The 22,562-nt window shown below is 69.5% G+C and carries 18 protein-coding genes; 6 read left to right on the top strand and 12 right to left on the bottom strand.

From position 1 onward, the window contains the following. The first annotated feature begins 82 nt into the window (after window positions 1-82). Both AB0L53_RS06135 and AB0L53_RS06130 read left to right on the top strand, forming a co-directional pair. Window positions 83-454 (top strand): hypothetical protein, encoded by a 372-nt coding sequence (locus tag AB0L53_RS06135; protein ID WP_363991053.1) that lies wholly within the window; start codon window positions 83-85, stop codon window positions 452-454. 582 nt (window positions 455-1,036) lie between these two features. After that, window positions 1,037-2,410 carry a hypothetical protein gene (locus AB0L53_RS06130; RefSeq protein WP_363991050.1) on the top strand — a complete coding sequence of 458 codons (1,374 nt, stop codon included), beginning with the start codon at window positions 1,037-1,039 and terminating at the stop codon, window positions 2,408-2,410. A gap of 111 nt (window positions 2,411-2,521) precedes the next feature. Here the strand turns inward: AB0L53_RS06130 and AB0L53_RS06125 are convergent, their stop codons facing one another. From AB0L53_RS06125 to AB0L53_RS06090, 8 genes are all read right to left on the bottom strand, one after another. Continuing rightward, entirely contained in the window at window positions 2,522-2,809 is a 288-nt protein-coding gene (locus AB0L53_RS06125; protein WP_363991047.1) for a hypothetical protein, read from the bottom strand. 143 nt (window positions 2,810-2,952) lie between these two features. Then, entirely contained in the window at window positions 2,953-3,801 is an 849-nt protein-coding gene (locus AB0L53_RS06120) for a family 3 encapsulin nanocompartment shell protein (protein WP_358535990.1), read from the bottom strand. 10 nt (window positions 3,802-3,811) lie between these two features. Continuing rightward, window positions 3,812-4,534, bottom strand: coding sequence for a hypothetical protein (locus tag AB0L53_RS06115; RefSeq protein WP_363991043.1), 723 nt, complete (start codon window positions 4,532-4,534; stop codon window positions 3,812-3,814). Then, entirely contained in the window at window positions 4,531-5,514 is a 984-nt protein-coding gene (locus AB0L53_RS06110; protein ID WP_363991041.1) for an aldo/keto reductase, read from the bottom strand. The genes AB0L53_RS06115 and AB0L53_RS06110 overlap by 4 nt, the downstream gene beginning before the upstream one ends. Before the next feature lies 1 nt (window position 5,515). Beyond that, the gene (locus tag AB0L53_RS06105; protein ID WP_363991038.1) at window positions 5,516-8,437 is read right to left on the bottom strand and encodes an amino acid adenylation domain-containing protein; all 2,922 of its coding nucleotides are present in this window, start codon (window positions 8,435-8,437) and stop codon (window positions 5,516-5,518) included. A 71-nt stretch (window positions 8,438-8,508) separates the two neighbouring features. Continuing rightward, window positions 8,509-9,615 (bottom strand): FAD-binding oxidoreductase, encoded by a 1,107-nt coding sequence (locus AB0L53_RS06100; protein WP_363991035.1) that lies wholly within the window; start codon window positions 9,613-9,615, stop codon window positions 8,509-8,511. Beyond that, window positions 9,612-11,045, bottom strand: a complete 1,434-nt coding sequence (locus tag AB0L53_RS06095) for an MFS transporter (RefSeq protein ID WP_363991032.1) — start codon at window positions 11,043-11,045, stop codon at window positions 9,612-9,614. The genes AB0L53_RS06100 and AB0L53_RS06095 overlap by 4 nt, the downstream gene beginning before the upstream one ends. Next, window positions 11,042-12,688 (bottom strand): AMP-binding protein, encoded by a 1,647-nt coding sequence (locus AB0L53_RS06090; RefSeq protein ID WP_363991029.1) that lies wholly within the window; start codon window positions 12,686-12,688, stop codon window positions 11,042-11,044. The genes AB0L53_RS06095 and AB0L53_RS06090 overlap by 4 nt, the downstream gene beginning before the upstream one ends. Before the next feature lie 205 nt (window positions 12,689-12,893). Here AB0L53_RS06090 and AB0L53_RS06085 point away from each other — a divergent pair, with 205 nt between their 5' ends. Then, on the top strand, window positions 12,894-13,787 hold the full coding sequence (locus AB0L53_RS06085) for an ATP-grasp domain-containing protein (RefSeq protein WP_363991026.1): 894 nt from the start codon (window positions 12,894-12,896) through the stop codon (window positions 13,785-13,787). Window positions 13,788-14,333: 546 nt separating this feature from the next. Here the strand turns inward: AB0L53_RS06085 and AB0L53_RS06080 are convergent. After that, window positions 14,334-16,430, bottom strand: a complete 2,097-nt coding sequence (locus AB0L53_RS06080) for a hypothetical protein (RefSeq protein ID WP_363991023.1) — start codon at window positions 16,428-16,430, stop codon at window positions 14,334-14,336. Window positions 16,431-16,464: 34 nt separating this feature from the next. Further along, entirely contained in the window at window positions 16,465-16,677 is a 213-nt protein-coding gene (locus AB0L53_RS06075) for a hypothetical protein (RefSeq protein ID WP_363991020.1), read from the bottom strand. 380 nt (window positions 16,678-17,057) lie between these two features. Here AB0L53_RS06075 and AB0L53_RS06070 point away from each other — a divergent pair, with 380 nt between their 5' ends. After that, window positions 17,058-17,255 carry a hypothetical protein gene (locus AB0L53_RS06070; protein ID WP_363991017.1) on the top strand — a complete coding sequence of 66 codons (198 nt, stop codon included), beginning with the start codon at window positions 17,058-17,060 and terminating at the stop codon, window positions 17,253-17,255. Window positions 17,256-17,347: 92 nt separating this feature from the next. Beyond that, window positions 17,348-18,601 (top strand): FxsB family cyclophane-forming radical SAM/SPASM peptide maturase, encoded by a 1,254-nt coding sequence (locus tag AB0L53_RS06065; protein WP_357947893.1) that lies wholly within the window; start codon window positions 17,348-17,350, stop codon window positions 18,599-18,601. A 536-nt stretch (window positions 18,602-19,137) separates the two neighbouring features. Here the strand turns inward: AB0L53_RS06065 and AB0L53_RS06060 are convergent. Next, window positions 19,138-20,832, bottom strand: coding sequence for a protein kinase (locus AB0L53_RS06060; RefSeq protein WP_363991013.1), 1,695 nt, complete (start codon window positions 20,830-20,832; stop codon window positions 19,138-19,140). 245 nt (window positions 20,833-21,077) lie between these two features. On the opposite strand from AB0L53_RS06060, the gene AB0L53_RS06055 reads away from it, so the two are divergent. After that, window positions 21,078-21,980 carry a TauD/TfdA family dioxygenase gene (locus tag AB0L53_RS06055; RefSeq protein ID WP_363991010.1) on the top strand — a complete coding sequence of 301 codons (903 nt, stop codon included), beginning with the start codon at window positions 21,078-21,080 and terminating at the stop codon, window positions 21,978-21,980. 124 nt (window positions 21,981-22,104) lie between these two features. Here the strand turns inward: AB0L53_RS06055 and AB0L53_RS06050 are convergent, their stop codons facing one another. Continuing rightward, the gene (locus AB0L53_RS06050) at window positions 22,105-22,512 is read right to left on the bottom strand and encodes a nuclear transport factor 2 family protein (RefSeq protein WP_358429809.1); all 408 of its coding nucleotides are present in this window, start codon (window positions 22,510-22,512) and stop codon (window positions 22,105-22,107) included. Window positions 22,513-22,562: the final 50 nt, after the last annotated feature.

Here is a 22,562-nt window from a genome sequence, read left to right as displayed (position 1 = left end):
CGCCCATTAAACGGAAAGTACGCATACCCGGGAGCTGCTAAATTCCATGCCATCGATCCAGACCAGAAAATAGGAGAGAGCAATGAAGGCCATCCGTCGCACCATTACCACCGCCCTTTCAGCGCTGACCGTGGCAGGCGGCCTGCTGGCCTTCGGGGCTCCCGCCGAGGCCGCGTCGCAGTGCACGTCGACGGGCGTGGGATATTTGTGTGTAAATATCGACCCACGCGGATACGATGCCTCTTACCAGAAAGTCGGGGGCAGCACGGCGCACGTGGACTTCAACCTCGTCTGCGCCAACGGGCGCTGGTTCGGCGACGAGGGCTCGTTCTACATCTCGGCCGGCGAGACCCGCACCTACACCTTCGCAGTGGGCTCCCAGGGCAGCTGCTTCCTGAAGCTGATCGACATGAACACGGGGGCGACGTGGCAGACGCCCAGCATCAGCCGCTGACCCGCCGCCACGGTTGACGACGTCGCGCCCCAACGTAGATCGTTTCCACCGAAAGATCTGCGGCCCCTGAAAGCGCGATGAAGTTGATCAACGGTGTGCCGCCCATCGGTGCTCTCGTGGCGGTGGCGGACGCCTCATGGGCTCGCCGCCGCCACGTGGTGGTCGCCGGAGCCGGGACCAACGTGGCCCCGACGTCGGCCCGCAGGCACCGCGACCTGCTCATTCTCGATCTTCGTGCTCGCCGGCGGCCGGATCCCCGGACAGGTCACCCACCGCGACCTCATGGCCGCGGGCAATCGGTGGGCCCGATTATCCGCAACGCAGGCGAGCGGTCACCGCGTGGAGGCAGGCCAAAAAAGCCTGCCCGAGCTGACGTTGTTCATGAAGGATGTCTTGGCGCCGGCAATCAACCGGACATAGCATCGGCCCGAAATCAAAGTGGAGGATTAAAATCTTACACAGCGCAAGCCCGCGCATAACCGAGAGTAAAGGTGGCCGGCGTTCCGCCGCGTAAGTAAAGCCAAAGAAATTCAACCTACCTTGTCCGAGGGCCCTGACCGGGCAAGTTCCTGAGATGTGCTTATGAGCCGTCCCACCGCGGCCATCACCGGTGGTGCCGGGTTTCTCGGTCCGCATCTCTGCTTTCGCGCCGAGAAGCGGATTGTGACGTTCCCCTTTCTGTTCGTGATCACCGGGCCGCGGCGGCGCCAACCTGTGCAGAGAGCGTCTATTCGGGAGATGCTTTTCTCGCCGATTTCCCGGCTGTCAACTCTTGCCGAAAATCGACGACGCGTTTATCTTTATGATCGTTTTGAATTATCGGCTACCCGATGTGCGGTGATGATCATGCGATTCACGAGCAAGAGCTTCACAATCCTGGCGAGCGCCCTCCTCATGACGTCGGCCGGGCAGGCGCTGGGGGCGAGCCCGATGACGTCGGCCGGGCAGGCGCTGGGGGCGAGCCCGGCCGCGGCGGACGAGTGCCCGACGGCGACCGACCGGTGGGAGGCCGTCGACCTCGGCGTGACCGGCGGTGCGCTCGACATCAACGACCTGGGACAGATCGCTGGTTTCAGCCGGAACGCGACCGGCGCGACCCGGGCGATCGTCTGGGACAGCGGCGAGATCATCGACGTGGGCACCCTCGGCGGCCCCAGGGGCGACGCCTCTGGGATCGACGAGGAAGGCCATGTTGTCGGCGGCAGCTACACGGAGTCGGAGAAAGGTCACGCCTTCCTCTGGCACAAAGGGACGATGCAGGACTTGGGCACCTTCGGGGGGTTCGCCGCGTTCCCCAGGGACGTCAACCAGGGCGCCATCGTCGGCGAATACAGCACCCTGCTGCCCGGCCACATCAGAGTCAGGCAGGCCTTCGTGATCCGGAACGGAGTCAAGACCGATCTCGACCTCGCCGCCGGCAGCGAGGCCACGGGCATCAACACGACCGGCCAGATCGCCGGCACTCATCGCCGCACCGAAAGAGCGGGCCTGCCGGCCAACCAGCAGACCCAGCGCGCCTTCCTGTGGGAGAACGGCACCGTCACCGAGCTGGGCACTCTGGGCGGCATCTGGAGCGAGGCGAGCGGCCTCAACAACCAGGGACAGGTTGTCGGCCAGTCAGCGCTCGACGCGGACGGCGTGCTCCAGGCCGGCTTCGTGTGGAATCCCGAGACGGGCATGCGGCGCCTTGAGGACCGCGGCGGCGTGGCCCGCCCGAAGGCCATCAACGACGGGGACGTGATCGTCGGGACGCACACCTGCGACACAGCTTCCGGCACCACCCGCGCGGCGGTGTGGACCGACCCCTCGCAGGCACCGGCTCTGCTTCCCGACCCCGCGGGCGGCACGGCGACGGCCGCCAACGCCATCAACGTCCACGGGGAGATCGCCGGGAACGCGATGTATCTCGATGGCCAGCAGCACGCCGTGCTCTGGAAGCCGGTGGCAGGCGACTGAGGCGCTACTCCAGGCTGACCGGCGACGGCACGGCCAGGCTGGCGGCGGTGTTATTCGGCCGCTCGTGGATCGCCGCGCTCGGTGCGGTCGCGTTCGTGCGAAGCGCGCATTTCACCTGATCACGCCCATTGGCCGCCACGCGAAGGGCCGCTCCAGCGGATAGACCAGGTGGAGGGCTTCCTCGCGGACGGGCGTGACAGCCGGTCGACCGTGTTCTTTGAGGTCGAGCCTCTCACGCCTTTGCTGACCCGGTGGGCTGGGCCGTTCGATTAGCTCCCGGTTGGTGCCCACGTCGGCCACGTGACCGTCTTCCAGCACCATGATGTGGTCGGCGGTGAGGATGGTCGACAGCCGGTGTGCGATGACCAGCGTGGTGCGGTTGCGTCGGACGCTGGTCACCGCAGCGACCACCTCCGCGCGGCGCGTGAGGCAGGCGTGGGACGCGGGGCGGCTCGGTGCCTTGGCTCCGAGCCGCCCCGCCCGCTCCGTGGTGGCCGACCGGCTTCGGCGACCCTCGGGGGCTCACGTTCGGGCTCGGCGGGCTATGCGGGGATCACGTGGAAGAAGTGGGTTGGCAGGTGGACCGCGACGCCCTCGTAGATCTCCGCGCAGACCGCCACGCCCGGGGCGGCGAAGGTGCCCTCTGGCGGCTCGGCGACCTTGATGACCGAGCGTCCGGCGTCGAGGAGCTGGGCGGCGACGGCGAAGTCTCCGACCAGCGCGCACCCGGGTTCGACCATGCGGGTGCGGCTGATCACGGTGCCGTTGCGGGCCAGGTCGCCCAGCAGGCTGCCGGCGCCGAGCATGTGCGTGTAGTAGTCGCGGGGGTTGACCACCATCGCGTGCGCCGTGGCGCCGGTCTGCTCGATCTCGTCGCACGCGGCGAGCACGCCGTCCACGTAGGTGCCACGGTAGGGCAGCTTGGCCACCTCGGGATGGCTCAGCACACCCTTCTCACCGATGGTCAGCGCCTGGTTCTCCGCGGTGGCCAGCCGTACCAGCAGCCGGTAGTCGAGGAAGCGGGCCAGTCCCTCGGGGTCGTCAGCGAGCTCGTCGGGGATCTGGACCCAGCCCCTGATCGGCGCGACACCGAACTCAGCCATGCCGAACTTGAAGGCGGCCTCACGGCGCAGCCCGGACTCGTGGACCCCGGCGGCCTCGGCCGCGGTGGACCGCGACTCGCACCAGACCCTGACGGTGTCGGTATCGATCAGGCGCTTCTTGAACAGGTTGCGCACCGTCACCCTCGGCCGGTCCTGGGTGGGCTTGAAGGCGTCGGTGATGGTGAAGTCGAAGCGCACCTCGGCGCTGTCCCGCTCCTTGAGGTAGGCGCGGGCGAACTGCTCTCCCGGCGAGAGCTCGACCTCGGTGTGCTGTGCTGCGGCGGTCATGGAAGTCCCTTCAGATGAGAGCGTGCTCGACCAGACGGTCGTAGTAGGGGCGGTGGTGGTCGTAGTAGGAGCGCAGCCGTTCGTCGTTGTCGACTGTGGCCGCGTACTCCTTTGCGGGCGCGCTGAACCCCGAGCTGGCGATCGCGTCCAGGTGCCAGCGGCGGCTCCGGTGCCACTCGATGCGGTCCTCGGGCACCCACTGGAGCGCGTGCGGCAGGTACAGCAGGTCGACCGCCTGGCAGTACGCGGCGACCGTCTCGGCGGGCTCGGCCAGCAGGCTCTCGGCGCGGATGACGACGGGACGCTCCCCGCTCACTCGCCAGGCCAGCTCGAACAGGTCGTACTGGTGCTCGTAACCGATCTCGTGGCAGGCGACCTCGGGCTTGATCAGGTAATGCGAGGCGATGGCCTTGGCGGGGTCGCGGACGATGAAGGTGTGCCGGAACCCGGCGATCTCCTCGGGGTGGTCGAACAGGTACTGGTGGCGATACTCCAGCGTGTCCTTGAAGAACACCGTGCGGTCCACGCCGAGCTCGGCCAGGTGCCCGAGCACCTCACCCGGGCTGCGGAGCGTGACGGTGCCGCCGTCGAGACCCGGGGCCTGCACCTCGTTCCAGTCCGTCAGCGTGACCAGCGGTTCATGGATTATGCAGACATCGCCGCGCTCGATCATCATCCGCAGGAACGCGGTGGAGACCGCCCGCGGATGCGCCCACATCGCGATCACGCTCACATCGACCACCACGCCGGCTCGCGGTCCCAGCGGTGCGCCCGCAGTTCCTGGAGCAGCCGGGAGTCGAGCGGCGTCCCGTCGGAGACCGCCAGGTTGGCCCGCACGTGCTCGGGCCTGCGCATACCGGGGATCACGGTGCTGACCGCCGGGTGGTGCAGGATGAACCGCAGCGCCAGCTCCGGCATGGTCATGTCGTCGGGGACCGTTTTCGCCAGCCGCTCGGCCCGGCCCACGGTCGGGCCGAGGTTCTCCGGACCGAAGTAGGTGGCCCGCCAGTCACCCTCGGGGAAGATGGTGTCGGCCGTGAGCCTCCCCGTGAGGCCGCCCTCGTCGAAGGGAACCCGGGCGATGATGCCGACGCCGTCGCGCAGGGCCCGCTCGAACAGCTCATCCTCCGGAGCCTGGTCGAAGATGTTGTAGATGACCTGGACGACGTCCACGAGCCCGGTGTCGATGGCGCGCAGGCAGTTGGCGGGCTCCCAGCGGTTGACGCTGAGGCCGAACGCCTCGATCAGGCCCTCGGCCTTCAGCTCGGCGACCACCCGCTGCCAGCGCTCATCCGGGGTCCACCGGTCCTCCCAGACGTGGAACTGCAGCAAGTCGATGCGGTCGACCCCGAGGTTATCCAGGCTGAGGTGGACGTACTCCCTGACGTGGTCGGCGGGGAAGACGTCGTCGAGGGTGTCGGACGGGCGCGGCGGCCACTCCCTGTTCTTGGGCGGAACCTTGGTGGCGATCTTGAGCCCGTGGTCTGGATAGTCCCGCAGGAGCCGGCCGAGCAGCTGCTCACTGACGCCCCTGCCGTACACCCACGCCGTGTCGAAGAAGGTGCAGCCCAGCTCGACGGCCAGGTCGAGGCAGCGGGGCGCGACATCGTAGTCCCAACCGGTGAACCCGCCGGGGCCGCCGCCGATGCCCCACATTCCGTAGCCGATCTCGCTGACCTGCCAGCCAAGGCGGCCCATCGTCCGGTAACGCATCTCAGTGTCCCTTCAGTGAAGTGAGGTAGGCGCCGATCACGGCGTCCAGCGATCCTGCGTCAAGAGCGGAACCCCTGACGAACAGGGCCGGGTTGTCGACCAGCAGCTCGGCCAGGTCGGTGCCCGTCAGCATCGCGCGCAGCGTGTCCAGCTCCGGGTCGCGTTCCAGCATCGCCATGAACTCGGCGGCCGACACCTCCCGCACCGGCAGCAGGCGGGCGAGGTCGACGCTTTCGGGGCGGAACACGTGGAAGGCGCCTGCCGGTCCTGTCAGGCCCGCGACCAGTCGGGCCGCCACCTCGTCCACCGGCGAGTAGTCGGTGAGCATCGGCACGTCGGGGCGCACACCTAGCCGCTGGAAGGCCGTGAGCAGCAGGTGGGTGAGTGCGCGCGGGTTGGGCACGCCGTTGTCGGCGGCCGGCATCACCTCCCCGAGCCGGTAGAAGGTGACGGTGGCGCCCCGGTCCCGCGCCTCCCACAGCAGCCGCTCGGCCACCCACTTGGAGCGGCTGTAGCCGCTGCGCGGCGGGATGGCCTGGCCAGGATGGAAGTCCTCGGGCAGCGGTTCGCCGGAGGCCGCGGCGTGCCGGTCGAGCACGCCCAGCGTGGAGATGTGGTGCAGCGGCTTGGGCCGGCCGTGGACGGCGAAGCGGAGCACCTCCAGCGTCCCCAGCACGTTGGCTTGGCGGTGCGCGCGGTAGTCGAACAGGAAGTTCACCAGGGCGCCGACGTGCATCACCGCGTCGCACTCGGTCGCCAGCGACTCCCACTCGGCGGCGTCCAGGCCAAACCGCGGCCTGCCCAGGTCACCAGCCATCGCCTCCAGGCGCCCGGCGACCGCCGCGTCCCATAAGCGCTGGGCCCGCAGCGCTTCTGTCACGCGGCGCCGGGCGTGGTCGTGGTCGGCGGCTCTGGTCAGGCAGATCACCCGCAGGTCGGTGGCCGACAGCAGCCGATGGACGACCCTGGCGCCGACGAACCCGGTCGCGCCGGTGACCAGGACGGTGCGCAACGGCCCGGGAGCGGCGGTGGTGATCACCAGGTCGCCGGGGAGCCGGGCGTCGCGCTCCATCAATGCGGACTCGTTCTCTTCCAGCTCCGCCGGCTCCACCCTGTCTCGGAGCAGCTCGGCGAGCGCGGCCGCGGTCCTGAACTCGTACAGGTCCTGCACGCCGACCCGCACGCCCACGGCCGCGCGCAGCCCGAGCACTGCGGCGAGCGCGGTCAGCGAGTCGCCGCCGTAGGCCACGAAGTCGTCGTGGACGGCGAAGTCAGCCAGCCCGAGCACGCCCCTCAGTACTTCGGCGATCCGCTCCTCCAATGCCCCGTCGACCAGCTGCCGCGCGCCGCCGTCCAGCCGCTCCTCCATCAGTGCCCGGATCGCCCCGAGGTCGACCTTGCCGCTGTCGCTGAGCGGCAGGTCCGGCAGGATGAGGCAGTGGTGCGGCATGCTGGTGCGCGGCAGCTGCGCGGTCAGGTGCTCGCGGAGCGCGGCCGAGGTCACTTCGGCGTTGGCGGCGGCCGCCAGGACGAGCCGGGTGCGCGTGCCCTGCCGTACGGCCACGGCCTTGGCCTGCCTGACCCCCGGATAGCCGGCGGCGGCCGCCTCGACCTCGCCCAGCTCGATCCGCACTCCGTCGACCTTGACCTGCCGGTCCGCCCGTCCCGAGAAGCGCAGCAGGCCCGCCTCGTCATACCAGCCCAGGTCGCCCGTCAGGTACAACTTGTCACCGGGGATCTCGGCGAAAGGGTTGGGGACGAACACCCTGTCAGTGCGCTCGCGGTCGCCCAGGTAGCCGATGCCCAGGCAGTCGCCGCCGACGACGATCTCACCGATCTCGCCGGGCGGCAGCAGACCCAGCTCCTTGTCCAGCACGACGGCGTAGCAGTTGTCGATGGGTCGCCCGAGCGGGATGTGGTCGCAGTCGGCGAAGTCGATGGGGTGAAAGACCATGCCGATGGAGGTCTCCGACGGGCCGTACCCGTTGGAGACCCGGAGGCCGGGAAGGAGGGTCCGCAGCCGGTGCACGGCGTGCGGGCCGACCTCCTCACCGCCCACGACCAGGTGCCGCAGCGAGGCGACCTTCGCCACGGCCCCGGGCTCGGTGTCCAGCAGGGCGACCATCATGGCGAGGGTGGCGGGCACGAAGTCGGTGATGGTCACCTGGTGCTCGGCGATGGTGGCGACCGTGCGCTCCAGGTCGAGGAACTCGCCCTGCTCGGGGACGACGGCGCACCCGCCGGTGGTCAGCGGCCACAGCAGCTGCCAGATGGCCGAGTCGAAGGTGTGCCTGCTGTTCTGCAGCACCACCTCCTCACCGGTGGCCTGGAAGTAGCGCGACATGAACCTGAACCGGTTGGTCAGGCCGCGGTGGACGTTGAGCGCGCACTTGGGCGTCCCGGTCGTGCCGGAGGTGAAGACGCCGTAAGCCACCTCCTCCGGCCCCGGCTCGGCTGTCCTGCGGTGCGGAGAGGGCGTCACCCGGTCGGCCGCGACGGGGTGGTGACCTTCGCCCAGCACCAGCCGGGGCGCGATCACGGCCAGCGCCGAGCGCATCCGCTCGGCCGGCCACGCCGGGTCGCACGGCACGAACGCGGCCCCGAGCTTCAACAGCGCGAGCATGGACAGCGGCAGCTCAAGGCTGTTGACCAGCACCAGCGGGATGACGTCGCCGCGCCGAACGCCGGCCTCGGCCAGCTCCGCGGCCAGGCCGTTGGCCAGCTCGTCCAGCTCACGGTAGCTCAGGGTCGTCGTCCGGTAGGACAGCGCCGGATAGTCGGGAGTGCGGTCGACCTGCTCCTCGAAGAGCCTGGTCACGGGACGGTATGGGCCGTGGTCGACCTGGGTGCCGGCCAGGCCGTTGAGTACCCGGCGACGAGTGACGGTGTCCAGATTCGGAAGGGTCCACATGGTGTCCGACATGCTTGTCCGATCTCTTTCCCACGGGATGTGGCGGGCCAAGGGCGGCACCGGTTCTGCCGGTGCCGACTGGATCAGGAAGTCCTGGCGGTGGATGCGGGGGCCAGCGCCGGGGCGCAGGCCGCCAGTTCTGGCGATGGCGTGCCGGTGACCAGCGCGGACAGCAGCAGCCCCGCCGCTGGGGCGACCTGGATGCCGTATCCGCTCAGAGCGGCGAGCCAGAAGAAGCCGGGGTCGTCGGCCGCCTCCCCGATCACCGGTACGTCACCGGAGACCGAGCTGCGCAGCCCCGCCCAGCGGTGGGTGACGTGCGTGACCTTGACGGTGGTGGCCTCCTCGAATCTGGCGATCGCCAGCGCGACGTCCAGGTCGTCGGCCCGGGGGTCGCCCGGCGGCATCGGCGTGGAATCGGCAGGCGAGAGCAGCAGCCCGCCGGACTCCGGCTTGGCGTAGAAGGTCCCGGCCAGGTCGGTGACCATCGGCCAGGACGCCACCGCCGCCGCGTCGTGCCCGAACGGCCCGGGAACCAGCGCGGCGGTACGGCGCAGCGACCGCAGCCCGATCGGGGCGGCCCCGGCCAAGGCCGCGACCTCGTCGGCCCACGCCCCGGCGGCGTTGACCACGTAGACGGCCGTGAAGTCGCCGGCGGTCGTCTCGACCCGCCGGCCGCCGGGAACCGGCTCGATCGCCAACACTCGCGCGCCGGTCACCACCCGGCCGCCGCGCCGCCGGACCCCGGCCAGGAACCCCTGGTGGGTGGCCGCTACGTCGAGGTCGCAGGCCCTCGGCCGGAGCAGCGCCCGCTCATGGGATCGCGGCCGCAGCACCGGGCACATCTCTCGCGCCTCGTCCCGGCTCACCTCGACAGCACCGTCGGCCACCGCGCGGTCGAACTCCTCGCCCGCGTCCGGCGGCACCAGGACGAGCGCGCCGCGCGGGTTCAGCAGGGAGGCGTCCCCGAAGCCGGGCGGCGGGGCCTCGTAGAACGTGCGGCTGGCCGCGGTCAGCGCGCGCACCTCGGTGCCTCCGTAGTACTCGGAGAACCAGGCGGCCGAGCGCCCCGTCGAGTGGATGCCGGGGGTCCGCTCGGCTTCGAGCAGGGTGACCCGGCCGTGCGGGGCCAAGAAGTAACCGGCGGCCGCCCCCGCGATACCGCCCCCGATCACCACGAACTCGTTCATGATCTGCCACGCGGCATGGTGAGGGCCGCGATGAGCAGGGCGAGCACCACGATGCCCGCCGCGACGGCGAAACCGCGCCCTGCGCCCACGGCCAGCGCGTGGTCGGCGAGCGAGCGGCCGTTCGGCGTGGGGCCCGTGACCGCGGCCGCGGCCGCCCAGGCCACGGTGCCCAGGACCGCCAGGCCGATCGCTCCGCCGACCTGCCTGGCCGCGCTGAAGACTCCCGAGGCGATCCCCGAGTCCTCGGCCGGCACCCGCGACAGGGCCGACAGGGTGAGCGGGACGGCGGTGAGCCCGAGCCCTGCGTAGGCGAGGATCGTGGGAACGAGCATGCCGGTGAGGTAACCGGTGGAGTTCCCGATCTGCGACAGCCAGGCCATGCCTGCCGCCGCGGTCGCCAGGCCGCCGATCACCAGGTTCCGCGCCCCCGTCCTGGCGACCAGCCGCGAGCTGAACCGAGCGCCGAAGACCAGCAGGGCGGTCAGCGGCACGTAGACCACCGCGGTCTGCAGCGGGGTGTAGTCCCAGACCTTCTGGAGGAAGAGCGTGAGGAAGAAGAAGATGCCGAACATGGCGGTGCTGGTGAGGATCTGCACGATGTAGGTGCCGGCCCTGACCCGGTCGGTGAAGAGCCGCAGCGGGACCAGCGCGTGCGGGTTGCGCCGCTCGATCGCCACGAAGGAGGCGATCAACAGCACGGCCACCCCGACCGTGACCAGCACGTCCGGGTCGGCCGAGTGGGCGGTGCCCGCCTGGTCGGTGGCCGCGTTGATCAGGCCGTACACCAGGAGGGTGACCCCGGCGGTGCCGGTCACGGCACCCCCCAGATCGAACCGGTCGCGCCCCCGCTCGGTCTCGGTCAGTACCCGCAGCGCGGCGATGACGATGAACACGCCGAAGGGGACGTTCACGAACATCACCCAGCGCCACGACAGGTAGGTGGTGATCACGCCGCCCGCGAGCAGCCCCACCCCGCCGCCCGCCGTGGCCACCGCCGAGTAGACGCCCACCGCCCGGTCCCGCTCCGGCCCCTCGGGGAACGTCGTCGCGATCAGCGACAGCGCCGCGGGCGACGCCGCGGCGGCTCCCACCCCCTGGACGGCACGGCAGGCCAGCAGCCACCACGATTCGGTCGCCAGCCCGCCGAGCAGGGACGCGACGGTGAACAGGACGAGACCGGCGATGAACACCCGCCTGCGGCCCAGGATGTCACCAGCGCGCCCGCCCAGCAGCAGCAGCCCGCCATAGGTGAGGGAGTAGCTGGTGACGACCCACTCCAGGCCCGAGCCCGAGAAGCCGAGCGACCCCTGGATGCCGGGCAGGGCCACGTTCACGATGGTCGCGTCCAGCAGGAACATGAGCTGCGCGACCGAGATGATCCAGAGGGCGACGGCGCGCGAGCGCCGTCCCGCTTCCAGATGCCGGGTCATCGTCTAGGGGACGCGGCGATCTCCAGCCGCTCGCGCAGGGGCTGGCGCAGGACCTTGCCGAGCGAGTTCTTGGGCAGCTGCCAGACGAACTGGACTCTGTCGGGCCACAGCACCTTGGCCATCTTCTCGGCCGCCAGGTGGTCGCGCAGCTCCTCCAGGCTGGGCGGCGGCCCGTCGGGCACCACCACGGCGCAGACCAGGTCGGCGCCCGGCACCGCGGGGTCCGGGTAACCGACCAGGACCACCTCGGAGATCGCGGGGTGGCGCAGCAGGACCGCCTCGACCTCCAGCGTGGAGACCTTCTGGCCGCTGGCCCTGGTGATGAGGTCCACCCTGCGCCCGGTGATCCGGATGCCGTCGCGGCCGTCCTCCCTGGCCAGGTCGCCCGTGTCGAACCAGCCCTCGGCGTCCAGGCAGCCCTCGTACAGCTCGCGCTGGCCCAGGTAGCCCAGGCACTGCGAGGCACCGCGAACCAGGAGTCTGCCCGCTCCTTCCTCGGCCTCCGGATCGGGGACGACTTTGATCTCCATCCATGGCATGGAGCGTCCATCGCTGTGCGCGGCCCAGCCCTCGGGGTCGTCCGGCCTGGTGACGGTGACGCCGCCGTTCTCGGTCATGCCCCACAGAGCGTGCAGCGGGATGTCGAACACCTCACGGACGTCGGTGATCAACTGCGGCTGGATCGGCGCCGAGCCGGACACGATCCGGTTGAGGCTGGCGGCGTCTCGCGGGTTCTCGCGCTGCGCGGCCAGGAGCTTCACCAGATAGCCCGGCGCGCAGTACGCCCAGCTGATCCGATGGGCGGCGATCAGGTCGAGCAGCAGCTCCATGTCGGTGTTGGTGTCCTGCATCACACAGGTGCCGCCCAGGTGGAGTGGCATGTAGACCGCGTAGCTCATCCCCGCCATGTGGGTCAGGTAGTTGGGAATCGAGATCACGTCGTCCGCGGTCAGCCCATACGGCTCCGACACCGCCCTGACGGCCGCGTAGACGGTGTTCTGGCTGTGCACGACGGCCTTCATCGTGCCCGTGGTGCCCGAGGTGTACAGCAGGAGCGCCGGGTCGTCGGGGCCGAGCGGCACCGCGTCGCCGGGGTCGTGCTTGGTGTGGACGAAGAACTCCTCGAAGTCGACGGCCCCCGTGGCCGCGGCGTCCCCCACCACGACCCGGTGCTGGAGAGTCTCGGGTGCGGCCTCCACCAGGCGGGCCGCGTAGTCGACGCCGTCGAAGGAGTCGACGGTCACGGCGACCTTGGCCGAGCTCGCCCGCAGGACGTGAGCCAGCTCGCGCCCCCCGAGCACCGGGATGACCGGTGAGCTCACCGCGCCGATCCGGTTGCAGGCCAGGTAGAGCGGGGTGAGCATCCACAGGTTGGGCAGGTAGAGCACCACCACGTCACCGGGGCCGACACCCAGTTCGCGCAGCGCGCCCGCGAAGCGCGAGACGGTGTCCGCCAGCTCGGCGTAGGTCAGGGTCCTGGCCGGCTGACCGCCCTCGTAACTGATGATCGCCTGATGGTCCGGACGCCGCTTGGCGGCGTCGGCGAGATCATCGAGAAAAGTGGAATCCCGCCACCAGCCAGCCGCGCGGTAGCGGGCTGCGGTCGGCGGGGCTGGGGTCGCCAAAGTCTCCCAGATAGGCATCTGCGCGCGCCTTCCCCCGTCGAATAAAGATCATGTCGACGATGAAACCTAGCCCTAATCCCACCTAAGAAGACATGTCTTGACATTTTTGGTAGGACCGAATAAGTGACTGATCTCATGGCAGCGCTTGACACGCCCACGGCCGCGGGTACAGGCTCCATGATCGATCACACACCTGTCACGGAGCGCTGGGGGAAGGGACACCGTGAAGATCGGCGTGCTCGGCTGGGACTACGGCGAGATGGATCCCGACGCCCCCTGTCTGGTGGAGGCCGGTAGGGAACGGGGGCACGAGATGGCCCTGTTCACGCTGGAGGAGCTCGCCTACACCCCAGCGGCCAAGGGCGGCCTTAACCTCGTGGTGGGCGGGCACGACGCCGAGTCCTTCGACGCCATCATCTCCAGGGCCAAGCTGTACGGCGATGACTGGCAGGACCGCGTGGAGCGGCTGACCCTGCTCAGCAAGGTCCCTGGCCTGCGTCTGTTCGACCCCGCCGAGGTGTGGGTGCGCGGTTACAGCAAGTTCCTCACCGCGCAGAAGCTGGCCGAGGCCGGTCTGCCGACGCCCCCCGTCCGCTCGGCCGTCACCCTGGCCGAGGTCGAGACCGCGTGGAAGGAGTGGGGCTCGACCATCGTCAAGCCCTCCTTCGGGTACCGCGGCGTCGACGTCGAGCGCGTCACCGACTTCCCCACGCAGACGGCCGTGGTCGAGGAACTGCTCGCCAGATACGGCACGCTGGTGTGCCAGCCGTACTATCCGACCCAGTACGGCGAGTACCGCATCACCGTCGCCGGCGAGGTCACGCCCATCAACATGCTGAAGCTGCCGGCCGCCGGGTCGTGGCGGTGCAAGACCCTGGAAGGCGCGAGCTTCGAATACTTCGAGGCACCCCCCGAACTCCAGGAACTGGCAGTGCGCGCGGCCAGGGTGATGGGGATCACACTGGCCGGCCTCGACATCCTGCCGACCGAGGACGGCTACATCATCCTCGAGGTCAACCCGATTCCGGGCTTCCTCAACATCTTCGGCCCAGAGCGGCACCAGCAAACTCTGCACGGCGTCTTCGACTGGGTGGAGAAGCAGGTCTCCCAGCCCTAGCGACTGCCAGGGGTGCCCCGGCCGGCCGCCGGCCCGTCAGCAGGTGACCGATCGGTGCTGGCCTTCACCGCGATGCGGCCCATGCTTGATCCGAAGGGTACCCCCGGCAGGATTCGAACTTGCGGCACTCGCTTTAACCGTTAGTCATCCACCAGGGCTCGCTGCCGCGTGCCCGGTTACTGGCCGATTTTTCGGATCAGTCCCCCTATCCCTGTGGTGACGCCGCGCAGGCGTGAAAATGGGGTCGGGTAGCCCCCCACGTCGGCGTCTTTTCTGGGATTCAGGACCGGCGGTCCTGGTACAGGTGCACGTCGTGCCCAGCACCGACCCGCCGGGCGAGGTGCTGGCGACCCTACGAGACAAGCTCTTCGGCCTGACCGGTGGCGAGTTCCGCTGGAGGTGGTGCTCGCCGAAACCATCGCGATCACTGCTGACGGCAAGGGCATCTTCATGAACCAGATCCTGCGCGGCGAGGAGCGTTCTCTGGGATCGAGGTGGCCCGCAACATGCCGCCGTCGTGGCAGGCCCTCATCGTCCCGTGACGGATCATTGACGGGACAGCGCTCGGGTGATGCCGGTGACGATGGTCGTGACCAGGATCCAGCCCGCCAGCACCAGACCGTAGGCGACCCACTGAGCGCCGCCGGCCGGCTGGAACGCCTTCTCCTGGCCGAAGTCGATCAACGGGAACAGCAGGTCCAGGGCGTACACCACGGCGTTGAACACCGGCCCCTTGCCCGCCTCGGCGGGCGGCGGCCGATCGAGCGCGAACACCGTGGCCCCCATGACCAGCAGCGCGACGAACCAGGCGGCGGCGCGCAGCGGCCGGTAGCCGTAGCCGACTGTGACGTCCTGCAGCACGCCCCACGCGCGGGCGGGCCTGCGGAGCGTGGCGCGCCGCCGCCGCTGCTTGGCCAGCAGCACCGTGCGGGCCTCCTCATCGTGCCCGAGCCGCCGATACGTGCTGGCCAGCTGCTCGTACGGCTGCGGCACGTACTCCTCCGCGCCCTCTTCGAGCCAGGCCAGCCGGCGGGCGGCGGGCAGCGTGGGATCCAGTGCCTCGTACGTCAGGCCGTCCTGCCGGCGCGGCGACCAGGTGTCGGGGTCGTCGCGCAGCACCCCGATGCGGGCATGCCGCAGGTCGACGGTGCCTTCGGGGGCCGACTTCGGGCGTAGGTACAGCTCACTGGCCTGTAGTTGCCAGGCCGCCAGCGCCCGGCCGCCGGGGTTGGCGAGGGTGGCGTCGTTGAAGTACACGTGCCGGCGGACCTGGGTGCCGATCAGCGTGACCTCCCCGTCAGAGGTGAAGCCGCGCCCGCAGAACAGCCCGCTACCGATGGTCGCCGCGGCCGCGTCCAGCGTCTTGCCGCCGGGGTTGCTCAGGCGGGCACCGGTGAAGCCGGCGTACGTGCCGATGGTGGCGTCGGCCAGCCGTACCGCGCCTTCGGACCGGAACCCGTCGACGCAGGCCAGCGCGCCGCCGATGGAGATGCCGTCGGCGTCCAGCGCCACCTTGCCCGGGGCGGAGAGGTCGGCGCCGGCCAGGCGCAGAGATCCGGTGACGCGGGCCTGGGACAGGTCGACCCGGCCGCGTGCCGTGAGCCCGCGCGCCTCGATCGTGCCCTCGACCTGGATCTCCTCTGCCTGGAGCGCGTCGCCGGCGGGGTTGTCCAGGCGGGCGCCGGTCAGGTTGAGCTCGCGGTCGACGCGGGAGTCCGCCAGCCGTACCGTGCCGTTGGCGGAGAAGGTCCCGCCCAGGTACAGGCCGCCTTCGGCGGTGATCCGCGAGCCGCGGAAGGCCATCTCACCCGGGTGGTCGATGGTGGTGCCGGTCAAGGCGAAGGGCCCGGTGACGCGGGTGTTGCGCAGGCTGATCATCCCGGTGACCGTCATGCATCGGCAGAACACGTTGCCGTCGGCGACGAGGCCGTCCAGCGTCAGGGCGTGCCGGTCGGTCGCGGTCAGCCGAGCGTCGTCCATGATCAACGTACCGCCGACCTTGACGTTGGACAGCCGCACGTGGCCCTCGGCCCGCAACCCGATGGCGGCGATCCCGCGGTCGGCCTGGAGCCGGTCGCAGTCGATCGCGAGCCCCGGCGCCCGCACCTGGGCGTGGTCGAGCGTGAGGCTGCCCGCGATGTGGGCGCCGCGCAACTCCACCCGCCCGGTGAACAGGCAGCTCTCCAGCCTCAGATGACCGCCGATCTGGGCGTTGGACGCCGACAGGCCGGGCAGCCGGGACCGGGTGAAGCTCAGTTGCTGGCAGCGGGCCCAGTACAGGCGCGGTACCTGCTCGAAGTCACAGGAGAGGAACCGCGCCGGGTGGCCGATGGTGGCGTGGGTCAGGTCCAGGAGTTCGGTGACGCGGGCGCCCTTGAGGCGCAGGGCCGGTAACCGCGCCGATTCCTCCCACTGGGTGGGTACCCGCACTGATTCCTCCCGCAGGGCGGGTGACCGCGCTGATTCCTCCCGCAGGAGGAGCTCGGTGATCACTCCGGCGCGGACCGTCCGCTCCGGGCCCCAGCTCGCGCCGGTCGCCGGGTCGTCCTCATCCGGTTTCCCGGTGCGGAAGTCGACCAGCTCGCCCCGGGGGAACGCCTCCCACACGCGGCGCTCGGCCGCGGACAGCTCCTCGACGCGCATGGCTGAATTCTGCCGCACGCCCAACGGCCGCCGATCATTTGACGCCGATCGACATCTCCACCCCTGAGCCGGTGCACGCGGTCGCTCCGGCGGGCGGGCTCAGGGCCGCCACCTTCCCGATCCAGTCGCGACCATTCCGGTCGCCGGCCTTCTCCACAGCCGCCTTTCCCGCGTCGAGCGGCCAGCCGCGCGCGCCCGCGGGCAAGCCGACGAGCTGCTCCGGCGCGATGTACGAAGGGGTGCCCATGATCTGACTGGTCGCCGTGGCCGTGGTGCCCGCCTCACGAGCGATGCCGAAATCGATGACGCGCGGCGCCGCAAGAAAGCCGACTCAACGAATGAGACAAATAGTAGAAAAGTTAACATTATGGCGATTTCCTCTTAGCGGTCCGTTGGATTACGGGTGGCCTTCTCAAACACCATCTCCCCGGACGTAGCCTGGCCGGCCCGCATTCAGCACCGTCCGCGACCTGGCGTTTCGCCACGCCGAGGCCTCGAGCGGCTGCTGCTGTGACATGAAATGTCACGGTCCACTGAAAAGGACGGTAAAAACACAGGCTTGCAGACGAAGATCGCCATGCCTACGATCTGGAGGTAATTAATTCCTTTATAGGAAAGAGATATCACATGCCCGAAAAGTCCAACCTGGAACACCTGCGGCGAGTCGCGGCCCTCGCCGCCGCTACTGCGGCCGCGGCCGCAGCGCTCACTGTCGGCGCGGCCGCGGCTTCGGCCGACACCGGTTCTAGCGCGCTGGGCGCGGCGCTCGACCGCGTGGCCAGCGACGACGCCGTCTACACGCCGGCGGGCTGGTTCAATAGCTGATCCCAGGGCAACCGAGTTCCGGCTGCGCGGCGTCTTGCAGTCCAAGCCGCGCAGCCTTCTCCCTGCGAAAATACAGGGTAAGGATGGTTTAAGTGAGAGAACTCCCCCTGATCAGCCTTAACTCGATGGTGAGCCTAGGTACCAAGGTCAGTGAGTGGCCGACGAAGGATGTCGTCGACGCGGCCCTGGCGGATCCGCAGTGGCGGCCAAAACCATTCGTCGAATTCGTTCTCAAAGTTCACAGCAGGTGCAACCTCTCGTGTGACTATTGCTACGTATACGAGATGGCCGATGACAGCTGGAAAGACAACCCGGCCACTATGTCGAAGGACACCGTGGACCAGGCCGCCGCCCGCTTCGGTGAACACATGCGGGCCCACGCCGATGACATACCTGATGCCAAGGTGGTTCTGCACGGCGGCGAGCCGCTCATGGCGGGCCCCGAACTGATCACCTATCTCACTGAGCGCTTCCACGCCGAGACGCCACCTGGCATCGAGCTCGACATCCGTATGACCACGAACGCGGTGCTCCTCACCCCGGACAACCTCCGGCTGATGCGTGAATGTGGAATCCGCGCCTACGTCAGTCTGGACGGAGGCCGGGAAGCGCATGACCGGCACCGCAAGTACGCGAACGGTCGCGGCAGCTACGACGCGACCATCAGCGGCCTCAACGCCCTGCGCACCCCGGAGTATCGCGACCTGTTCTCCGGCCTGCTGTGCACGGTCGACGTGGCCAACGACCCGATCGACGTCTACGAGATGCTCATTGCCCATGAGCCGCCCATGGTCGACTTCCTGCTCCCGCATGGAAACTGGAACCAGCCGCCGCCGGCCTGGGGTGGCGACTCGAATACCACGACGTACGCCGACTGGCTGATCCCGATTTTCGATCGATGGTATGACGCTCCGGTACGTCCGACGTCGATCCGCCTGTTCGACGAGATCATCAACCTCGTCCTGGGCGGGCACAGCCACGCGGAGACCGTAGGACTCGCACCCTTCCAATCGCTCACTATCGACACCAACGGCTCGATCGACTTCTGCCACCAGCTCAAGTCGTCCTTCAATCGAGCCGCGATCAGCGGCCACCATGTGTCACGTGACTCGCTCGACGCGCTCATGCTGCAGCCCGGCTCGGTCGCCCGGCAGATCGGTGCTGACGCGCTCTGCGACACATGCAAGGCCTGCCCGATCAGCAACATCTGCGGCGGTGGACTCTACGCCCACCGCTACAAGGTCGGAACCGGCTATCTCAACCCGTCCGTCTACTGCGCCGACTTGTCCCGTCTTATCGGCCACATCGTCGAGCGTGTGGCCAAGGACGTACTGGAACACAACTAACCCAGCGGCGCCTTCCCGAGCAGGACAGCCCGAAGACCGCGAACACGACGCGGTCTTCGGGCGTTCGGCGAAATTCTTAAGTTCCTCAGGCCCCGCGCGCCCACCGGGCAGAGTCCTCGGTAACCAGGCCGAACCCGTCCGGGTTCACGAACGCACCTGAACACCGACTACTACCCCGACGTCATCAGCGGCTGGAACAGCGGCGACTGCCTGGCCGAGATCACCCGCCGCCTAGGCCGTGTACCGCTTCCCGGTCAACGCCATCCCCGCCTCTGTCTCGCGGGCGGCACGGCGGCGATCGACCACGTGACGCTGCCGTCGGGCATGTCGGCGGGCACCTACGCGCTGCTGCTCGACCTGCCCGACCCGCAGCTGTCGTCCCGGTCCGAATACTCGATCCGGCTGGCCAACGAGAACGTCTGGGAGGCCACCAACGGCTTCAACAGCCTGCTGCCACCGTCCACACCCGGCGCTCGGCCGTGGACAGCTCCTCGACGCACATGCCTGAATTCTGCCGCGCGCCCAACGGCCGCCGATCATTTGACGCCGATCGACATCTCCACCTCTGTGCCGGTGCACGCGGTCGCTCCGGCGGGCGGGCTCAGGGCCGCCACCTTGCCGATCCAGTCGGGTCCCTTCCGGTAGCCGACCTTCACCGTGAAGCCGGCCTTCTCCACGGCCGCCTTTCCCGCGTCGAGCGGCCAGCCGCGCGCGTCGGGCACGCGGGCGCGGGCCGCGCTCATCACCAGGTCGACCGTGCTCGTGCCCGGCCGTAGGGCGGCGCGCAGGACGCGGCCGGTCGGGCCAGCGGTGGAGCAGTCCGGGGTGAGCTTTCCGGGGGTCAGCCCGGCCTGCTGGATTCTGGACGTCGCGTCCTTCTGCCGCAACCCGGCCACGACCGGCACCGTCGAACTGCCTGTCGCGCTGGGGATGGCCGGGCTGGTCCCGGTCAGGCCGGTGGTGGTCAGGTTGGTTGTGGTCAGGCTGGTCGCGCTCGGGCCGGTCGTGGTCAGGCCGGGCGTCGTCAGGCCGGGCGTCGGGGGGTGGGTGGTGACGGTCGCGCCGGTCCGGGTGCCCGCGCTCACCGTCCGCGGGGCCCACGGCCGTACGGCTGCCGCGCCTACGCCAGCACCGACCAGCAGGGCGGCGGCCACGGTAAGCGCCACGCGACGCCTCGGCCGGGCACTCCCGGACGACCCACCGGACGGCTCGGCTGACAGCGCAGTGGGCGGCTCGGCGGACGGCCCGGAGGGCGACTCAGTGGGCGGCCCGGCGGACAACCCGGCAGGCGACTCAGTGGGCGGCTTGGCGGACAGGGAGGCAGGCGAGGCTGCAGGCGGGACGGCAAGTGAGGCTGCGGACAGGGCGGCGGGCGGGGCGAGGTCGGCGGCGGCCTTGAGGTCGCCCGACCTACCCCCGAGCAGCGTCAGCAGGAGCTCCTGCGCGGTGGGCCGCGTCGCCGAGTCCTTGGCGAGGCATCGCTCCACCAGTTCGCGCAACGGCAGCTGGATCGGGGACAGATCGGGCGTATCGTTCAGCACGCGGTTGATCACCGCAGGAATCGAGTCCTGCCCGAACGGCGCCTTCCCCATAGCCGCGAACGCGATCGTCACACCCCAGGCGAAGACGTCGGAGGGGGCGCCCGCGGGCGAGCCCGCGAGCTGCTCCGGCGAGATGTACGCGGGCGTGCCCATGATCTGACTGGTCGCCGTGGCCGTGGTGTCCGCCTCACGAGCGATGCCGAAATCGATGACGCGTGGACCGTCGGGACCGATCAGCACGTTTCCCGGCTTGAAGTCGCGGTGCACGATGCCGGCCTGGTGGATGGCGGTCAGGGCGGTGGCGGTCCCGATCGCGAGCCGCTCCAGCGCGCTCCCGATGACCGGACCGTCCCTCGCCACCCGTTCGGCCAAGGAGGGCCCGTCGATGAACTCACTGATCAAGTACGGCTGACAGCCGAGCATCCCGGCGTCCACCACCTGGGCCGTACAGAATCGGGCCACCTGTTTGGCCAGGGCCACCTCGCGCATGAACATGCGCTGCGCCCGCTCGTCGTCCCACGACCCGGCGTTCAGCAGTTTCGCGGCGACACGCTGCCCGGTCGGCCCGTCCGGCCCGTCCGCTTCCGCGAGGTACACCTCGCCCTGGCCGCCTCTGCCGATCCGGCCGATCACCCGATAGACGCCCAGCCGGCGTGGGTCACCCGTACGCAGGGGCTCGATAGCGCGCATCGCTTCCTCCCGAGAAAGTCACCCCTTATTCGCGTCAGCCCCACACGCGGATTGCGCGAAATACTAAAACCCTTATTTCCTACCTGTTGTGTTGACTATAGGAGCGTCCCCGATCTACGGTGAGAACTGTGACGCCCATGGTTCTCACCATCCGAGGTCACGTGGACTTCTGCCGCGTGGCCAGCGCGCTCTGTCCGTCCTTCCGTTGATCGGCCGACATCCCATCTCCTGGAAGGACCACATCCATGTCAACCCTGTACATCGACCCCGTAGCGGGACGGATCGGCGCCCAGGTCGGCGGTGTACGGCTCGGCGGCGACCTGCCCGCCGACGTCGTCGCCGAGATCCGCCTCGCGCTGCTCGCCCACAAGGTGCTCTTCTTCCGCGGCCAGGACCACCTGGACGAGGAGCGTCAGGTCGCCTTCGCCCGGCTGCTCGGCGACCTGACCACCGCGCACCCCACCGTGCCCGCCCTCGACGACAACGCGCACATCCTCGACCTCGACTATCGCAAGGGGCACAAGGTCGACCGCTGGCACACCGACGTCACGTTCGTCGACCGGCCGCCGCTCGCCTCGGTCCTGCGGGCCATCACCATTCCCCCGGCGGGCGGCGACACGCTGTGGGCCAATACCGTGGCCGCCTACGAGTACCTGCCGGCCGAGCTGCGCGACCTGCTCGACCGGCTGCGGGCCGTACACACCAACCAGTACGACTACGCACGCATCGCGACGTCGGAGGATCCCGCGCGGACCCGCGAGTACGCCGAGGTGTTCGCCGCCACCGTCTACGAGACCGAGCACCCGGTGGTGCGCGTCCACCCGGAGACGGGCGAGCGGGCCATCCTGCTGGGCGACTTCGCCAAGCGGTTGACCGGGCTGTCGGCGCAGACCTCCGCCTCGGTCATCAAGCTGATCCAGGAGCAGGTCACCCAGGTGGAGAACACCGTCCGCTGGCGATGGGCGCCCGGCGACGTGGCCATCTGGGACAACCGCGCCACCCAGCACCGCGTCGTGCACGACTTCGGCGACCAACCGCGCCGCCTGCACCGGGTCACGATCGCGGGCGACGTCCCGGTGGACGTGGACGGACGGACCAGCACGGTGCTGAAGGGGGACGCGGCCGCGTACTCACCTGTCGCGGCCTGACCCCGCGAACCGCCCATCGTCCAGGGAGACGACTACGCGGCCTGGCCGAGCGAGACCGCCGATCGATCGAGGGGGTGGTCCCGCCCGGCCAGGCCGGGATGGTGGGCGGCCGGGCGTGCATTTCCTATTGGTCGCGGACCGGGATCGGCTCGGCCAGCGCAGCCCGGCTGGGAGGCGCGGGGAAGGGGTCGGCGAAGTATTGGGTCTCGTGCGTCACGAGACCATCGGTGATCTCCATGACGCTGAGCGAGTGTGTGGGCACGCCGTCATAGGTGATCACACACTCACTCACCCAGACGTCGCCGCCGCCCAGGATCCGGCGGATGGTGAAGTGCCGTTCGGCCGGGTGCCCGCCGCGTTGCGCCTGGATCCTCGACCGGCCTCTGAAGCGCTCGCCCGACTGCGGGTAGTCCAGGATCGCGTCCGCGGCGTAGATCGAATGCTCGGCGTCGACATCGCCGCGTTCGGAGGCCGCCCAATGCTCCTGGAGCCGTGCCCGGATCTCGGCCTCGGGATCCCTTGCGCTGTTCAATCGCTACACCCCTCGTGACCAGTAGAAATGTCGCTCTGCCCGCACGACGG

This window comes from Nonomuraea sp. NPDC052129 (genome assembly GCF_040680095.1).
Classification (GTDB): Bacteria; Actinomycetota; Actinomycetes; order Streptosporangiales; family Streptosporangiaceae; genus Nonomuraea.
This window is presented reverse-complemented; position numbering and strand designations above follow the sequence as displayed.

Bases quoted from the DNA above. Each gene is read 5' to 3' on its own strand.
- AB0L53_RS06135 (WP_363991053.1), top strand. From the start codon at position 83: ATGAAGGCCATCCGTCGCACCATTACCACCGCCCTTTCAGCGCTGACC.
- AB0L53_RS06130 (WP_363991050.1), top strand. From the start codon at position 1,037: ATGAGCCGTCCCACCGCGGCCATCACCGGTGGTGCCGGGTTTCTCGGT.
- AB0L53_RS06120 (WP_358535990.1), bottom strand. From the start codon at position 3,801: ATGACCGCCGCAGCACAGCACACCGAGGTCGAGCTCTCGCCGGGAGAG.
- AB0L53_RS06110 (WP_363991041.1), bottom strand. From the start codon at position 5,514: ATGCGTTACCGGACGATGGGCCGCCTTGGCTGGCAGGTCAGCGAGATC.
- AB0L53_RS06105 (WP_363991038.1), bottom strand. From the start codon at position 8,437: ATGTCGGACACCATGTGGACCCTTCCGAATCTGGACACCGTCACTCGT.
- AB0L53_RS06100 (WP_363991035.1), bottom strand. From the start codon at position 9,615: ATGAACGAGTTCGTGGTGATCGGGGGCGGTATCGCGGGGGCGGCCGCC.
- AB0L53_RS06095 (WP_363991032.1), bottom strand. From the start codon at position 11,045: ATGACCCGGCATCTGGAAGCGGGACGGCGCTCGCGCGCCGTCGCCCTC.
- AB0L53_RS06090 (WP_363991029.1), bottom strand. From the start codon at position 12,688: ATGCCTATCTGGGAGACTTTGGCGACCCCAGCCCCGCCGACCGCAGCC.
- AB0L53_RS06080 (WP_363991023.1), bottom strand. From the start codon at position 16,430: ATGCGCGTCGAGGAGCTGTCCGCGGCCGAGCGCCGCGTGTGGGAGGCG.
- AB0L53_RS06075 (WP_363991020.1), bottom strand. From the start codon at position 16,677: ATGGGCACCCCTTCGTACATCGCGCCGGAGCAGCTCGTCGGCTTGCCC.
- AB0L53_RS06070 (WP_363991017.1), top strand. From the start codon at position 17,058: ATGCCCGAAAAGTCCAACCTGGAACACCTGCGGCGAGTCGCGGCCCTC.
- AB0L53_RS06060 (WP_363991013.1), bottom strand. From the start codon at position 20,832: ATGCGCGCTATCGAGCCCCTGCGTACGGGTGACCCACGCCGGCTGGGC.
- AB0L53_RS06055 (WP_363991010.1), top strand. From the start codon at position 21,078: ATGTCAACCCTGTACATCGACCCCGTAGCGGGACGGATCGGCGCCCAG.